This is a genomic window from Tardiphaga sp. (assembly GCF_044340795.1).
GTDB lineage: Bacteria > Pseudomonadota > Alphaproteobacteria > Rhizobiales > Xanthobacteraceae > Tardiphaga.
In genome coordinates this window covers 1-16,125 of record NZ_JBIISY010000139.1, presented here as the reverse complement: position 1 = coordinate 16,125, position 16,125 = coordinate 1, and the positions used below count along the sequence as shown (strand labels likewise).

The 16,125-nt window shown below is 61.9% G+C and carries 13 protein-coding genes and 1 tRNA gene; 7 read left to right on the top strand and 7 right to left on the bottom strand.

Annotated elements, in window-relative coordinates; genetic code table 11:
- Nucleotides 1-62: 62 nt before the first annotated feature.
- Both ACIQ17_RS20755 and ACIQ17_RS20750 read right to left on the bottom strand, forming a co-directional pair.
- The gene (locus tag ACIQ17_RS20755) at nucleotides 63-1,619 is read right to left on the bottom strand and encodes an acyl-CoA carboxylase subunit beta (protein WP_398470966.1); all 1,557 of its coding nucleotides are present in this window, start codon (nucleotides 1,617-1,619) and stop codon (nucleotides 63-65) included.
- Complete coding sequence (locus ACIQ17_RS20750) at nucleotides 1,549-2,517, bottom strand: IclR family transcriptional regulator (protein ID WP_398470964.1); 969 nt, start codon at nucleotides 2,515-2,517, stop codon at nucleotides 1,549-1,551. The genes ACIQ17_RS20755 and ACIQ17_RS20750 overlap by 71 nt, the downstream gene beginning before the upstream one ends.
- A 377-nt stretch (nucleotides 2,518-2,894) precedes the next feature.
- Here ACIQ17_RS20750 and ACIQ17_RS20745 point away from each other — a divergent pair, with 377 nt between their 5' ends.
- Complete coding sequence (locus ACIQ17_RS20745) at nucleotides 2,895-4,064, top strand: TAXI family TRAP transporter solute-binding subunit (RefSeq protein ID WP_398470963.1); 1,170 nt, start codon at nucleotides 2,895-2,897, stop codon at nucleotides 4,062-4,064.
- 44 nt (nucleotides 4,065-4,108) lie between these two features.
- Entirely contained in the window at nucleotides 4,109-6,310 is a 2,202-nt protein-coding gene (locus ACIQ17_RS20740; protein WP_398470962.1) for a TRAP transporter permease, read from the top strand.
- Between the two features lie 29 nt (nucleotides 6,311-6,339).
- Here the strand turns inward: ACIQ17_RS20740 and ACIQ17_RS20735 are convergent, their stop codons facing one another.
- Together ACIQ17_RS20735 and ilvA are read right to left on the bottom strand one after the other, a co-directional pair.
- On the bottom strand, nucleotides 6,340-6,789 hold the full coding sequence (locus tag ACIQ17_RS20735) for a hypothetical protein (RefSeq protein WP_398470960.1): 450 nt from the start codon (nucleotides 6,787-6,789) through the stop codon (nucleotides 6,340-6,342).
- A 247-nt stretch (nucleotides 6,790-7,036) separates the two neighbouring features.
- Nucleotides 7,037-8,554 carry a threonine ammonia-lyase, biosynthetic gene (gene ilvA, locus ACIQ17_RS20730; protein WP_398470959.1) on the bottom strand — a complete coding sequence of 506 codons (1,518 nt, stop codon included), beginning with the start codon at nucleotides 8,552-8,554 and terminating at the stop codon, nucleotides 7,037-7,039.
- Nucleotides 8,555-8,764: 210 nt separating this feature from the next.
- Between ilvA and ACIQ17_RS20725 the strand changes: the two genes are divergently transcribed.
- Nucleotides 8,765-9,826, top strand: a complete 1,062-nt coding sequence (locus ACIQ17_RS20725) for an acyltransferase family protein (RefSeq protein WP_398470957.1) — start codon at nucleotides 8,765-8,767, stop codon at nucleotides 9,824-9,826.
- 250 nt (nucleotides 9,827-10,076) lie between these two features.
- On the opposite strand, the gene ACIQ17_RS20720 is transcribed toward ACIQ17_RS20725, so the two are convergent.
- The 3 genes from ACIQ17_RS20720 to ACIQ17_RS20710 all read right to left on the bottom strand — a co-directional run bounded on the left by ACIQ17_RS20720 (nucleotide 10,077) and on the right by ACIQ17_RS20710 (nucleotide 13,918).
- Nucleotides 10,077-10,844: a hypothetical protein gene (locus ACIQ17_RS20720; RefSeq protein WP_398470956.1), complete on the bottom strand. Its 768-nt coding sequence runs from the start codon at nucleotides 10,842-10,844 to the stop codon at nucleotides 10,077-10,079.
- 44 nt (nucleotides 10,845-10,888) lie between these two features.
- Nucleotides 10,889-12,253, bottom strand: coding sequence for an MBOAT family O-acyltransferase (locus ACIQ17_RS20715; RefSeq protein WP_398470955.1), 1,365 nt, complete (start codon nucleotides 12,251-12,253; stop codon nucleotides 10,889-10,891).
- 252 nt (nucleotides 12,254-12,505) lie between these two features.
- Nucleotides 12,506-13,918: an O-antigen ligase domain-containing protein gene (locus tag ACIQ17_RS20710; protein ID WP_398470953.1), complete on the bottom strand. Its 1,413-nt coding sequence runs from the start codon at nucleotides 13,916-13,918 to the stop codon at nucleotides 12,506-12,508.
- A gap of 107 nt (nucleotides 13,919-14,025) precedes the next feature.
- Here ACIQ17_RS20710 and ACIQ17_RS20705 point away from each other — a divergent pair.
- The 4 genes from ACIQ17_RS20705 to ACIQ17_RS20690 all read left to right on the top strand — a co-directional run.
- A tRNA-Arg gene (locus ACIQ17_RS20705) sits at nucleotides 14,026-14,102 on the top strand.
- A 184-nt stretch (nucleotides 14,103-14,286) separates the two neighbouring features.
- Entirely contained in the window at nucleotides 14,287-14,541 is a 255-nt protein-coding gene (locus ACIQ17_RS20700; RefSeq protein ID WP_398470952.1) for a hypothetical protein, read from the top strand.
- Nucleotides 14,541-15,686 carry a hypothetical protein gene (locus ACIQ17_RS20695; RefSeq protein WP_398470951.1) on the top strand — a complete coding sequence of 382 codons (1,146 nt, stop codon included), beginning with the start codon at nucleotides 14,541-14,543 and terminating at the stop codon, nucleotides 15,684-15,686. Before ACIQ17_RS20700 ends, ACIQ17_RS20695 begins: the two co-directional genes overlap by 1 nt.
- On the top strand, nucleotides 15,683-16,125 hold a 443-nt coding region (locus tag ACIQ17_RS20690), incomplete at its 3' end, for a hypothetical protein (protein WP_398470950.1). The genes ACIQ17_RS20695 and ACIQ17_RS20690, both read left to right, overlap by 4 nt.

Sequence of the window (16,125 nt, the reverse complement as noted above, 5' to 3'; positions counted from 1 at the left end):
CACCTTCCCGTCCGTGCACTTGATGGTGGGCACGCTGCGCTTTGCCCACCCTACAGCCCGAGTTACGGCCGCATCTGCAACCGCGCCGGTCCCGGCGTACGCAACGGCTCCGCCAGGCGCGCGAACTCGCACAGCAGCGAGCGCGTCTTGAGCGGATTGATCACTTCCTCCACCCAGAACTTCTCGGCCGAGCGGAACGGCGAACGCAGCTTGTTGAGCCGGTCCTCGATCTCCGCCAGTTTTTCCTTCGGATCATCGGCCGCATCGATCTCCGCACGATAGGCGGCCTCGATGCCGCCTTCGAGCGGCAGCGAGCCCCAATAGGCCGAGGGCCACGCGTAGCGCATCGAATAGCGGTTGGCCGGCTGATGCACCACGCCGGCGACGCCGAAGGCATTGCGGATGATGATCGTGCACCATGGCACGGTGCTCTGATTCACCGCGGCCATCGCGCGCACACCGTAACGGATGGTGGCCTGCTTCTCGGCCTCGAGGCCGACCATGAAGCCGGGGCAATCCATCAGATAGACCACCGGCAGATGGAAGGTTTCTGCGAGATCGACAAAGCGGATCACCTTCTGGCAGGCATCCGCGGTCCACGAGCCGCCATAGTGAAACGGATCGCTTGCCAGCACGAGCACCGCACGGCCTTCGAGGCGCGCGAAGCCGGTGATGACCGGGCGGCCGAAATTTGCCGACATCTCGAAGAACGAGCCGCGATCGACGACAGCGTCGATGATCGGCCGCATCTTGTAGACTTCCTTGCGGCCCCGCGGCACGGCGTTGAGCAGCATCGGCTCGGCGCGCTCGGGGTCGTCATTGCAGGGAAGCGTCGGCGGCAGTTCATAGACCGATGACGGCAGATAGGAGAGGAAACGCCGCGCGCAGGCAAAGGCCTCCTCCTCCGTATTGACCGCATGATCGACACCGCCAGCACGCGTCTGGATATCCGCGCCGCCGAGTTCCTTCTTGTCGAGCGCTGCGCCGAGACGCGCGACCACCGGCGGCCCCGCGACGAACATCGCGGACGCCTTGGTCATGACAGAGTAATGGCAGGCAGCCAGACGCGCGGCGCCGAGCCCGGCGACGGAGCCAAGTCCGAGACCGACCACCGGCACCTGCGACAGGTTCGCCGTCGTGTACCAGTACCAGCGTGTCCCACCGACGCCGCCCGGCAGATTGGCCGCGCCCTTGGTCTCGATGGTCTTGACCGAACCACCGCCGCCCGAGCCTTCGATGACGCGAATGATCGGCAGGCGCAGCTCATGCGCCATCTCCTCGGCCATCAGGGGCTTGGCGGAGATCGACGCATCCGCCGATCCGCCACGCACGGTGAAGTCGTCACCCACCACGACAACAGTGCGGCCGTCGATCCGCGCCCGGCCGAACACGCAGTTCGCCGGGGTCAGCTTCGTCAGCTCGCCCTTCTCGTCATATTCGCCGATGCCGGCCACGGCACCGACTTCATGAAAGGTGTTGGCATCGGTCAGTCGATCGATACGCTCACGAACCGTGAGCCGGCCCTGGTCATGCTGGCGCTTGACCTTGTCAGCGCCGCCCATCTCCCGCGCGAAGGCTTCGCGCCGGGCCAGGTCGTCGAGTTCCGGCTTCCAGTTCATTCATTCCCTCCGGGAGCAGTTTCTTATGCATTGTTGAGGCCGAAGGCGCGTTCGAGACGGCAGCCGTCGTGAGGCCGCTATCGGCATTCTGGATCATCACGCTGACAGTATCGCTGAGCTGGCGGATGATCGGACCGACTTCGCTCGCCATCCGCTCGTCGTCATACATGGCCGACAGCACGCCGATGACCACCACGACATAGGTCTGGTAATGCGGCGACCAGATTGGCACCGCGATGCCCGTGATATGCGGGCTGAACATGCCGCTGGCGATCACATAGCCATGTTCACGCAACGACTGGCGATTGGCGTCGATCCTGGTGCGCAGGATATTCGCCTCTTCCGGCATATCGCGCGCCATCTCCTTGATCAGTGCATTGCCGACATCCTCGTCGAGCGCAGCCAGATAGGCGTGACCAGCCGCCGTGCGGCCCATGGCGATGCGGCTGCCGGTGGTCGAATGCAGGCCGAGCGCGTGATCGGCGCGGGCATATTCGAGATAGACCATGTGGTGACGGTCGGGAATCGTGAAGCCGATGGTGCCCGGAATCTGCTCCGCTACTTCCTGCAGCCGCATGCGGATGAGATTGCGGACCTGCAGACCGCGCGTCATCGACGTGCTCATGGCCACCGCGCTGGAGCCAATGCGGTATTTCTGGTCGCCGGGGAGATAAGCGAGCTGCCCCATGCGGGTCAGCGTATGCGTCAGGCGCGACACCGTGGACCGCGGCAGGCCGCAGCGCTTGGAGATTTCGAGATTGCCGAGCCGAGCGTCGTGGCCCTCAAAGCAGCGCAGGATATCGAATGCGCGCGAGACCACCTGGATCACATCGCCCTCACCGGCCTGATCGCTGGCGAGCATGCCCTGCTTGGTGAGCCGTTCCGACCGTCGTCCCATAATGCGCTTCCTCTCGGGCGGCGCATGTTGTGCTGGGTCCGGTCCTCATTGACCTCCAGTCCGCGCCGCCATCCCGTTTCGTTACGCGGAATTAAATTCCGCTTGCCGGCTACGCTACCTCACGGAATTTCAGACGACAACACCATGATGCGCGCAACCCCTCATGCTTTGGGCGCGTATCGTCGCAGCACCCACACACCTTTAGCGAGCAGCGGCGCCATGGTTGCGCCAGCGCGTGATGATGAAAATCAAGTCACGACGACGACATCGTGCGCTGCGCGGGCCGGACATCATCGACGTTGCCATCGTCAAAACGCGATGACATGATCCTCAAATAACAAAGCAATTCGCAAAGCGAATGCATTCGGGAGGGATACATGCGTCACCAGCTCGTCGGGCTGGCGTCCATGGCTGTGCTCTGCACGGCTGGCGCCGTTCATGCCCAAGATTCCAAATCATCCGACATCAAGCTTCCATCATCCATGGCGGTCACCGCCTATGACACCGGCACTGCCGGCTTCAACATCGCTGTCGCCGTCGGCAAGATGATGAAGGACAAATACGGGACCGATGTGCGCGTGCTGCCCGCCGGCAACGACGTCGCCCGCATGGCCCCGCTACGCGCCGGCCGCGCCGCGATGTCGTGGATGGGCTCCGGCGTTTATTTCGCGCAGGAAGGCGTGTTCGAATTCGGCGCCAAGGAATGGGGCCCGCAGCCCGCGCAGGTGACGCTCTCCACCATCGACTGCAACGGCGCCTCGCTCGGCGTTGCCAAGGATATCAACGTCAAGGAGATCAAGGATCTGCGCGGCAAGCGCGTCGGCTTCGTGGTCGGCTCGCCGGCGCTGAACCAGAACTCGCTGGCCATCATGGCCTATGGCGGCCTGACGAAAGCCGATGTGAAGCCGATCGAATTCGCGAGCTACGGCGCGATGTGGAAGGGCATGGTGAACAACGACGTCGATGCCGCTTTTGGCACGACCATCACGGGCCCAGCCAAGGAAGCGGAGACATCGCCGCGCGGACTGATCTGGCCACCGATGCCGGCCGAGGACAAGGCGGCGTGGGAACGCGTGAAACGCATCGCGCCGTTCTTCAATCCGCATGTCGCCACCTGCGGCGCCGGAATCACGCCGCAGACGCCGATCAAGCTCAGCACCTACCCCTATCCTATTGCGACGGTTTACGGCAGCCAGAGCGAGGATCAGATCTATGCGATCACCAAGGCGATGATCGTGAATTTCGACGCCTACAAGGACAATGCGCCTGGCGCGCTCGGCCTTGCCGTCAAGGCGCAGTCGATGAAATGGGTGGTGCCGTTTCATCCGGGCGCAGTGCGCGCCTTGAAGGAAGCCAACCACTGGACCGCCGAAGACCAGACACACAATGACGGTCTCATCAAACGGCAAGGTATCCTGAAGGCCGCGTGGGACGGTTACGCCAAGGCCAATGCATCGAAGAGCGAAAGCGAATTCCTGAGCGGCTGGATGACGGCGCGCGCGGATGCGCTGGCCAAGGCCAAGATGCCGAACGGCTTCGAGGAATAAACGCGCCCTCGCTTTGCCCGTCATCCGCCGCTGGAGCCGCTCCCATGACTTCATCTCCTGACTCCGCGCGGCTGAATTCCGACGTGCCAGCGAAAATGGAGCTCGACGACCCCCATGGGGTCGCCGACCTCCAGGAATCCGAAGTCACGCGCGTACGCGCGCTCCACGGCATCTGGCGCTGGGCCTTGATGGCCGCGACGCTGGCGACCATCCTGCTCTGCATCAACCAGCAATTCGCGCTGCGCTTCCTGATCGACTACACGCAGCTCAATACCGAATATTTCTATCTGCTCATCGCACTGATGCTGCCCTTCACCTTCCTGATGTTTCCGGGAACGCCGAAGGCCGATCTCGATCGTGTGCCGTGGTACGATCTCATGCTGTTCGTCGCGACTTTTGCTGCGGCGATCTATCTGATGTTGAACATCCGCAGGGCCGCGCAGTTCGGCTGGGAATTCGACGGCGCACCGACGCCGGTGATCGCGGCCGGGCTCGTGATGTGGTTCGTGCTGATGGAAGCGCTCCGCCGCACCGGCGGATGGAGCCTGCTGCTCAGCGTCGCACCTTTCACCATCTATCCGATGGTCGCCGACTCCAGCTGGCTCGGCCCGTTCCGCGGCACGCAATCCACGCTGGCGCAGACCACGGCCTATCACGTGCTATCGGGCGAGAGCCTGCTCGGCATTCCGATCCAGGCATTTGCCGACACGGTGATCGGCTTCCTCGTTTTCGGCACCGCGCTGATGATGACGGGCGCCGGAAAGTTCTTCATCAATATTGCTTTCGCACTGTGTGGCACTTTCCGGGGCGGCGCGGCGAAAGTGTGCATCTTCGCGTCGGGCCTGCTCGGCACCGTCGGCGGCTCCATCGTCTCCAACGTGCTCACTGCCGGCACCATGACGATCCCCGCCATGAAGAAGACAGGCTTCACGCCGTCCTATGCCGGCGCCATCGAGGCCTGCGCCTCCACTGGCGCCGTGCTGGCGCCGCCGGTGCTGGGCGCGACGGCCTTCGTGATGGCGCAGTTCATGAACGTCAGCTACGCGGATGTCGCCCTCGCCGCCACCATTCCGTCGGTCCTGTATTATTTCGGCCTGTTTGCGCAGGTGGACAGCTATGCCGCGCGCCACAAACTCGAAGGCATCCCGCGCGAGGAATTGCCGCGCCTCCGAGATGCGCTGAAGGACGGCTGGTATTACCTGTTCGTCATCGCGATCCTGGTGGTGATGCTGCTCTATTTCAAACGCGAGAGCCACGCCCCGTTCTATGCCACAGCCCTCCTCGTCATCCTGCATCAATGGTCGGGCCCGGCCCCGTGGAAGACCGGCAACACGCTGGTGCTGCTGCTGGCCGTCGCCCTCACCAGCCTCATGCTGTGGCTGGATGCACCGAACTCGATCCTGTGGGGCATGTGCATTCTCGCGGCGCTCAATGAATTCTTCCCCGGCAAGAACTGGGGCGGCGCGCGCTGGCTGCATTTCCTCGAACTCAACGGAAAAACCTTTGTCGAGCTGATCGCCATCCTGGCCGGCTGCGGCCTCCTGATCGGTGCCTTCTCGCTCACCGGCGTGATCTCCAGCCTTGCCAACGATCTGCTCGCCATCGCGGGCGGCAATGTGTTCCTGCTGCTGGTGATGTGCGCCTTCACCAGCCTGGTGCTCGGCCTCGGCCTGACCACCACCTCCTGCTACATCTTCCTCGCCATTCTGGTGGCGCCGGCGCTGGAGAAGCTCGGCCTCAACAAGATGGCCGTGCACATGTTCATCTTCTACTGGGGCATGCTGTCATCGATCACGCCGCCGGTCGCCATCGCCTCCTTCGCCGCCGCCGGCATTGCCGGCGCCCCTGCCATGAAGACGGGATGGCAGAGCATGTGGGTCGGCAGCATCATCTATTTCATCCCGTTCTTCTTCGTGCTGAATCCGTCGCTGCTGCTGCAGGGCGAGATGCCCTATGCTGAAGCCCTTGGCCTCACGGCCCTCGCCTGCGTCGGCATCGTGTTCATCTGCGGCGGCATTCAGGGCTACCAGGCCTATGTCGGCGATCTCCGCCGGGCCGGTGCGATGGAATGGCCGCTGCGCGTGCTGCTGATCCTCGGCGGCATCACGCTGGCGACGCCCGGCGGCGGCATCAATCCGCTGTCGCAGTGGCAGATCGCGATGCTGGCGCTGGCGATACTGGTGCCGACGGTGCTGGTGGCACTCGTGCTGGTGCGGAGGGGGAATGGGAAATTGGCGGTGTCATGACCGCGGCAGATCAGGAAAGATCGTCGAGATCAAAACTCTTCCGGACACGGATCGATGATCTTCCACAACTCGGTGCCGTTCTTGACCTTCTTCATCTCCGGCGTAAGGCCGCCATTGCGAGCGAGCCAGCTCTTCACGGTGGCCGGATAATAGGACATCAGGTCGGACGTCCCTTCCTGGCTGATGACCTTCATGCCGAAAGTGAAAGCCTTATCGTAATAGGCCTGATGAAAGCCGAGGCTGGCACGCGGCGTGACGCAGACCTTGTTGAGCGGCACGATGCCGAGCACGAGGGTGCAGGCCGAATTGCAGATGCCATCGATGATCACCCGCTCGCGACGAGCGCGGATGCGCTCATACTTCGCCTTGTATTCCTCGACATAGCCGCCGTGATCGCGGGTAATGCGCAGATCGGCATGTGCGGGCGCGACGAAGAGCACCACCAGCGACGTCAGCAGAGGCAGCAACAAAAGGCGCATCGGGCCATGAAACCGGTAAGAAGAAATCCCCCAAGACCGCCACCCCGTGGGGGCATTGGCCTAGCCGTCCGATTCTGGCCGGACAGTGCTAGCAATTCGTTAAGCATCGGCTTCGAACGAAAAAAAGGCAGGAACATGGCTCGGCCGCGCCAGGACGTAGCCCGGATAGAGCGAAGCGTCATCCGGGTTTCAGAGTATCAGCATGTCGCTGGTTCCCGGATTGCGCTGCGCTCCATCCGGGCAACATTCAGCCATTCAGGAACATCCGATAGACGGGATTGTCCGTCTCGTCCTCATAGGGATAGCCCAGCGCATCCAGCCGCTCGCCCATCCGGCCGCGATCGGCTTCCGGCACCTGCAGGCCGACCAGGATGCGGCCGTAATCGGCGCCGTGGTTGCGGTAGTGGAACAGCGTGATGTTCCAGTCCGGCTCCATCTGGTCGAGGAACTTCAGCAAGGCTCCTGGCCGTTCCGGGAATTCGAAGCGGAGGATCACCTCGCCCTTCAATTCCGGCGGCGCGCGCCCGCCAACCATATAGCGGATATGCAGCTTGGCGGTTTCGTCGGCGCTTATGTCGAGCACCTTGTAATCGAGCGCGCGCAGCTGCTCGATCAGTTTTGCCTTTTCCTGCCGGGCATCGGAGAGCTTGATGCCCACAAAGACGTTGGCTTCCTTTGCCTCGGCATAGCGATAGTTGAATTCGGTGATGACCTGATTGCCGATGGTCTGGATGAAGCGGCGATAGCTGCCGGGCTTTTCCGGGATGGTGACACCAAGCAGGATCTCGCGAGCCTCGCCGACCTCGGCGCGCTCGGCCACATGGCGCAGGCGGTCGAAGTTCATGTTGGCGCCGCTGCTGATGGCGATCAGCGCACCTGATCGCGCGGGGTTCGCAGTGGCATAGGCCTTCAGCCCGGCAAGCGCTAGCGCGCCGGCGGGTTCGGCGATCACGCGCGTATCCTCGAACACATCCTTGATCGCCGCGCACATCTCGTCGGTGTCGGCGGTGATCACGTCGTCCAGCAATTCGCGGCACAGACGGAAGGTCTCGACGCCGGCCTGACGCACGGCGACGCCATCCGCGAACAGGCCGACGCGATCGAGCACGACACGGTCGCCCGCTTCGATCGCCGCCTTCATCGACGCCGCATCCGCGGGCTCGACGCCGATCACCTTTGTCTCGGGCCGCAGGAATTTGATGAAGGACGCGACGCCAGCGGCAAGCCCGCCGCCGCCGATCGGCACGAACACCGCTTCGATCGGATCGGGATGCTGCTGCAGGATCTCCATGCCGATGGTGCCCTGCCCGGCGATCACATCGGGATCGTCATAGGGATGCACGAAGGTCAGCTTCTGCTCGACCTCGAGCTTGCGCGCATGAGCGGCAGCTTCATCGAAGGTGTCGCCGAACAGCACGGCGTTGCCGCCCCAATAGCGGACGGCATCGATCTTGATCGGCGGCGTCGTCACCGGCATCACGATGGTCGCCTTGATGCCGAGCTTCTGCGCCGATAGCGCCACGCCCTGCGCGTGATTGCCGGCCGATGCGCAGATCACGCCGCAGGCGCGCTGCTCGGGCGTCAGCTGCGCGATGCGGTTATAGGCGCCGCGGATCTTGAACGAGAACACCGGCTGCAGATCCTCGCGCTTGAGCAGCACCGGGCTGCCAATACGGGCGCTGAGGCGCACCATCTTGTCCAGCGGCGTCTGCACCGCGACGTCATAGACGCGGCTGTCGAGTATCTTGCGAACGTAGTCGGTCACGGCGAAGTCCTGGAACATGGCGCCGCACGACCCGCGCGGCGCAATTGAGGGGCGAGATGGGCACCGAAATGCGAGGAAAATCAAGCCCGTTCTGTAGATGGGCACCTATGACGGGCCATCGGTAAACACTTACAACACTTTGTTAACCGTGAGGTAGAGGCCTGCTGCCTAGGCTCGCCGCGAAAGACGATGCCAAGAATGGCGGCCGGCATGCCCTCTGCGACGGACTGGACGACGACACAGAACCTGCAAGACCCGATGCGTCAGGTCTGGGTCGATCACGCACGCGGCATCGGCATCATTCTGGTCGTGCTCGGCCATGTGCTCGGCGGCCTCTACAAGCCCGGCCTGTTTCCCAACGAGACGCTGCTGCGCTGGATCATCTACACGCTCTACACCTTCCACATGCCGATGTTCTTCTTCCTCGCCGGACTGAATGCGCGGCACAGCCTTCGCCGAGGCGCGTCGTCATTCCTTGCCGGCAAGGTCACGACCATCGCCTATCCCTATGTGCTGTGGTCGCTGATCCAGGGCAGCGTCATCATGCTGATGGCGCGCGAAGCCAACAACCCGCTGACCGCAGGCGACCTCGCCGGGATCTGGTATCGCCCGATCGGGCAGTTCTGGTTTCTCTATGCGTTGATGATCTGCCATGTCTTGGCCTGCATCGTCACCCGGCAGGCCGTGATGGTCGGCCTTGCGATTTCCGGCTTCGTCATTTTCTCATGGTTGCACGATCCGCCGGATCTCGCACTCACCCTGCACCATTTCGCCTTCTATGTGGTCGGCCGCTACGCGCCAGATGCCATGATCCGGTCGCAGGTCCGGCCGCTCGCAGGCTGGCTCACATGGATCGGGCTGGTCATCGCCTTCGCCATCGCCGCGGCCATCGATGGCAGCCGGTTCGGGCTGCATCCGAATGGCATCACCGCGCTGCCCGCATCGGTGCTCGGCATCGCCGCGGTGATCCTGCTGTCGAAACTGCTGGATCCGCGCTGGTATCGCTGGCTCGCCGCGATTGGCACCACATCGATGTCGATCTACATCCTGCATATCCTCGCGGGCTCCGGCATGCGGATCGCGATGATGAAGCTGCACGTCCCGCCATGGCCGTGGGTCTATGTGATCGCAGGCACGGCCGCCGGCGTGCTGCTGCCGATGCTGGCGCATGTGACACTGCGACGCCTCGGCCTGCTGACGGCGCTGGGCCTCGCGCCCTCGCCGATCATCCGCGTCCAGCCCGCGCCATCGCTGGCCGCGGCGCAGCGCTAGCGCGATCAGGCTTGCTGCAGCGACCATCCCCCCGAGACTTGCGAGGAAAGTCATCCAAAACCGTGAATCCTCGTCTGAATTGATACCGGGCCGTAGGATATGGCGAGCAACGCGTCGAGTGGCGGCTCTGGAAAACGTCCTTGGCTTCCTATTCTCGAACGGAGGGAGGGATTAAAACTTCTTCCGCTGAGGCCTTCGGTACCAGACCCTCACATTCTGGAAAAGGTGACCGCCAGTCAAACGGACGTCGTCACGGCATCTTCGATAGCGCGCGGTCCATTTCTCGCGCTATCACTATCGAAGACCTAGCGTCCAGATGCACTCCGTCTGACCAGCGCAGCTGAGATTGATCTTCCGCCAAAGGAAGCCAGTCAGCCAGATCTGTAAATTGTGCATGCGCAAGGTTCGTGGAGAGTCGGTGGGTGCTGTGTTGGAGTTCAGGGGCAAAAGGCAAATCGAACAACAGCACTTTCGAGCCCGATCGCCTGAGATCGAGGATCAACCTTTTGAGGTTGTTTATATTGGGCTTCACGGATTCGGCAGTATAAGAAGCCGGCTTCAGATAAATCGGAGCGATCTCATGACGAGTGCTCGGCCCAGCAGCGAGAATTTGCTCCACGTTCAGCTTCTTTTTCTGGTCGCCGGGTCTTAGAATCCATCGAACTATCCGGAGCGGTGCGGGCCTCCGCTCTACAACATCTCGCACTAATGCCAAGTCCGCGGGCCTTGAGAGAACATTGGCCTCTACCAGAACTACCCGAGGCCGCTTCGGCATCGATGCAATGATCTCGAGACCGGTCAATGACGACCCACCTTCGAACGACAAATTTTTAATGCCGGGCGTCTCGAAAAACTCCTCTGAAAGACGGTGAGCAAGAGAACTTCCGACAATGACAACACGAGCGTCGCGCGATCTCCAGTAGCTATTGGCAACTCGCAGATTAGAAGCGTCCGTCGAGATCGCTTCGCCCTCTCCTCCACCTTCGACAAAAGCGGGCGCGACCCAAAGCACGCCCACGAGGAGCGCTGCACATATGGCGCATTTAAGTAGCCATGCTGTCATCAGAATTGAAAGTAAATGAAAGAGCTATCTGGACCGGCTTCGACGAACATTAGCGCGACAAGTGCGCCGTACGCGAACGGCTCGACGTGTCGGCACTTCGTTGCCAAGAGGCCACGGAGATCACTTGTGTGCTGAATCACGACAGGGAGCGCATAGACTATCGCCAGCGTTCGATAAACCTTAGCCGGATTTTCCAGGTTGGTCACTCCAAATAGCATCCCATAAATGTACGATGCGGCATGCTCGAAAGACGGAAGCTTGAAGAATATCCAGAGAAACGACACGCAGACAAAAACCACGAGCGCTCGGGCCAACGCCAACGCAGGATGAGATATTTTATTGAGCAGAGGAAGGAAAGGACGCTCTACAACCAACAATCCTCCATGGAGGAAGCCCCAGACGAGATAGCTCAGTCCGGCGCCGTGCCAAAGCCCCCCAAGCGACATAACAATCATGAGATTGATACAGGTTCTGACTGTACCGTGCCGATTCCCGCCAAGAGGTATGTAGAGATAGTTTCGGAGCCATGTCGACAGAGAGATATGCCAGCGCGTCCAAAATTCGGAGAACGACTTGGATTTGTATGGAAGGTTGAAGTTATCAGCCAGGCGATAGCCAAACAGCAGGCCAAGACCTACGGCGATTGAAGAATAGCCGAAAAAGTCAGCATAAATCTGCGCGCTATAAGTGAAAACAAGCAGCCAGCGATCCGCAGCCTGGACCAGTCCGAAGGCCGGATAGTCCATATTGGCAGTGATCTCGTTCAAGTTGTTCGCAACAAACAGCTTGAAAAAATATCCAATGATTATCCACTTGGCGGCTTCGACAACGTCAATGTCCGCGAAACGTTTGCGCACGATCTGCGGCATGAACACTTCAGCCCGCGTGATCGGCCCTGAGACAAGCTGTGGAAAGAAAATGATGTAGAGAAAAGTCTCAGCGACGGATGGCTGCTTCCGGTCGGCCTTTGTGAGATCGACCATCAAACTGATATTGTGAAACACAAAGAACGAAATGCCAATCGGCAGAGGAGCGTTCAACAGAATGTCGCCGACAACGCTATTGGTTTGAATGGGCAGGTTGAGGAAGAGAAACTTATACTTGAAGAACGCCAACAGCAGCAAATTGAAGGCGATGCCTAATGGCAACCAAACTTGCCGATTTCTATATGACAGGATCAGGAAAGCATGGGTGCCCAAAACCGCGACGAGAAGCAATACGAGTAAGCTCGGCTGATCAAAGGCATAAAACAATATGCTGGATGCCACGAGCAATGGGACTTGGAGCCGCCCAAAAACGGGCGAATAATACAGAGTCAGAACAATTGCAGTGAAAGCGCCGAATTGCCAGGACGTAAAGGTCATGGCATCTTTGTGGACTAGTCGGAGCTATCCGAACAAGCCCCGATCTCGAAAATATGCATATTTGTTAGCAACGGCCTTCCAAACAAGGCTGCGCTAGCGCGGCAATTTCTTTGAGTAGCGGCTGCGATCGCTAAACCCGAGCTCGGGTGACGCCGCGACGGAGCCATGAATTGTCGGCCCCATGGCTCCCTCCGACATGAAGGATCAGCTCGACTACTTCCCCCATAGCTCAGGAACAGACACCTATAGCTATCACGCCTGCTGCAGCACGTGTGCCGGTTCGCCCGCCCGTACATCCTGATCCCAGGGACAAGCCATGGCAAAGACCATCCAGAACAGCACGCTGATTTCGCCGGAGCTGATAGCGGTCAGCGGCATATGGATCAGCACGCCACCGAGCGCGATGGCGCCGAGCACGACGCCTTCCCGCGTCGGCATCCGCCACGCTGCCGAGACGCTCCACAGCGCCACCCAGAGATAGGCAGCCAGGCAGACCATCCCGACCGGGATGCCGAAGGTCACCCAGCTGGCGATGATCTGGCCGTCAATCGGCATCGAACCTGCGACCCCGACATCGGTGAAGGTGAAGCCCACGCCCCACAGATAGCTGTCGGGCGCATTCCACAGGGTCACGAATTCCTCGAGACGCTCGGCACCGCTGCCGTCCTCCGAACCGCTGCCGAGCGATTGCAGGCGCGTGAAGATGGCATCGCCGAACGGCGTGAACAGCACGGCACAGGTGGCCGAGATGGCGATGCCGATGCCCGTCGTCACCGCCCTTACCCGCGTCGCGGCGAACACCATGCAGAACATCACGCCAAGTGCCAGGCCAAGCCAGCCGGCGCGATAGAGCGACAGCAACAGGCCCAGCGCCGCCGGCCCCATGGCCAGCAGGGACTGCCAGCCCGGACGCGTGAAGCCGAGCAGCAGCAGGCCGGTCGCCGTGAACGTGCCATAGGTTGCCGGCCCGTTCATCGTGCTGAAGACGCGCACCATGTAGGGCAAGGGATAACCGGCCGAAGTGATACTGGCATAATTCATCCAGAACCGGTCCCAGGCCGGCGGATCGACATATTGCCAGATGCCGTAAAGCCCGGTGATCGGCAGCACCACGAAGAAGGCACCGGCCATCGCATTGACGAGTTCACCATCGGCCTTGGCACGCAGCTGCAGGGCGATGGCGTAAAGCACCGGCGCGCTCCATTTCAGCGCACCATTGGCGGCATTGAACCAGTCATTCTGCAGCATCGACGCCACCGCGGCATAGGTGATGCAGAACAGGATGACGATCGGCGCGATCATCCAGGGATTGCGCGGCCGTTCGGTGAGCGACAGCCAGGTCCAGATGCTCGGCAGCGGCATCAGGATGTACAGCAACGGGCCGATCAGCATGATGCTCTGCTGGTCGAAGCCCACGGAGACGTCAACGAAGCGCCGCACGAAAGGCGCGAAGGCGAACAGCAGGATGGCGCCCTGCACATGCGCGCCGGCGCTCTGGCGCCACGCATACCAGCCGGCCGCGGCGCAGCCGACCACGAAGAGCGGCCGCGACAGCGAGCCCAGTACCGGCCCGATCGCGATGGTCACGAGCAGCAGCAGCACGGCCGGCAGCCAGCCCGCAAACAGCAGGTCGAGTAGTCGCGCAGTGAGTCGGCCCTGATTCATGCGGTCAGACTATAACGATCCCCCGGTGTCCTGAAGGTGCGCCGGCCGACGCAGCGTAGGACAAAAGGGCTGGCTTTTACCGACGCCGTGGCTATGGTGCGCGCCACGCACTCGTAGCTCAGCTGGATAGAGCATCGGATTTCGATTCCGAGGGTCGGGCGTTCGAATCGCTCCGAGTGCACCATTTCAGCACCGCCTATATCTATTGAAAATATTGGCGCTTTTCGATCTTCAGACCCTTCCCGGCACCACCGCTACGGCGTGAACGCAAGGGGATCATGGTGTCCCGAAAATCGCGTTAGCGGATCAAAAGTCCCAGATAAAATCCCAGACTCGTTCCCCTCCCGTTCCTATCGGGGGGGCCGCGCATGAGCTTCGATCAAGCACGTCGAGATCTCATAAACTTCCGCAGCGAGAACGCTCGCAATCCCGCCCTCTTCCACCGGCCAAGCACCGGGGCAAGCCAGCTGGAGCACCTGCAGGCGCCAGTCAGCGAGCGGCATCGGGCCCGCCTGATGGCCGGACTGGAACTGACGCTGCGCGAGATCGAAGCGATCAAGCGGGGGAACGGCAAATATGAGCCGCCGCATCGCCGGCGCCGCCCTTACCGGAGGACTCGCTGATGAGCGCCTCCCGCGAAGTCGTCATATGGTCCGGCCTCACCGCGCCCGACACCCCTATCGTCGATGTCCGGATCGGGCACCCCGGGCGTGCCGGCCCCCGCCTGGCGGAGGTGATCGATGCCTATCAGGTCGATCCGCTGTCCAGCTTCCACAAGCAGCGGTTCCATGTCCGGCAGAATCACGCCGGCATGCTGCGCCGCATCCGCGAGCAGCACGGCGCCACGCCAATCGCTGCCATCACCGGCCGGACCCTGATCGAGTGGCACGCCGGCTGGAAGGGCGCCGACAAGGTGGCCATGGCCCACTCTATGGTTGGCCAGCTGCGGACCGTGTTCAGCTTCGGGTTCACACATCTCGCCGACACTCAATGCGAGCGAATCAGCCAGATCCTGCACCGGCTCAAGTTCCCGATGGCAGGCGCGCGCACCGAGCGGATCACCGCCGACCAGGCCGACGCCGTCCGGACATGGGCGCACATCGTCGGCTGGCATTCGATCGCCCTCGCCCAGGCGCTGCAGTTCGAGCTCATCCTCCGGCAGAAGGACGTCATCGGCGAGTGGGTGCCGGTCCCTGAGCCCGGCGATTCGGAGGAAGTCTGGGGAGACCAGAAGTGGCTGCGCGGCCTCCGTTGGTCCGAGATCAGCGACGACCTCATCCTCCGCCACGTCACCAGCAAGAGGCAAAAGCCGGTCGAGGCCGACCTCGGTCTGTCGCCGATGGTGATGGAGGAGCTCGCTTTCCTCGATGAGATCCCATCCGGCGATGAGCCGGTGATCATCAACGAGGCGACCGGCATGCCGTGGACCGCGTCGGAGTATCGTCGGAAGTGGCGCATCGTCGCCCGCTATGCCGGCGTGCCGGACAACGTGTTCAACATGGACTCGCGATCGGGCGGGATCAGCGAAGCATTCGAGGCCGGCGTCACGCCGGAGCGCATCCAGAAGTCGGCCACGCATTCCGACTTGCGGATGACGTCGCGATACAATCGCGGTGATCAGCTGCGGGCGGCATCAGAGGTACAGCGCGGCCGCGCCACACAGCGTCGCGAGCTCGACGCCGACACCCGCGCCGCCCGCTGGCATGAAGCACAAACCAATGACGTTCCGGTCCAAGGCGGCAAGCGGCGCACTGGCGGTGCGGCATGACGGTCGCTTCCAATGACCGCGGCCGTGAGGCGGAAAGCCTCATCCGTATGGCCGAATCTCTCGGTCAGATTGCCCGCGGCCGTTCCGACAATGGTCGGCCGCTCGCTGCCGAAAACGCAAGGCAGATCGCCAGGAACGTCCTGATCGAACTCGATTTGACATGGCCCAAGGTCCAGCCACCGCGGATCAAGGTGAAGACCGCGCTAGACGCCAGCGAGCAGTTCATCCTGAGCGCCATGATCTCTGAGCCCGGCGGAGAGATCTCGTGGACCTTTGTCTTCAAAAAGCTTGGCGAGCGCGTCGCCACCGGCCGCCTTAACTGCCTGCGGTCGCTCGGGCTGATCGAGCACCCCGGCTACAACCGCTGGAAGATCACTGAAAAGGGTCGCATCGCATTTGCCCTGCAGACAGCCTGTCGCACGCCCGCGCTCAGCTCCAA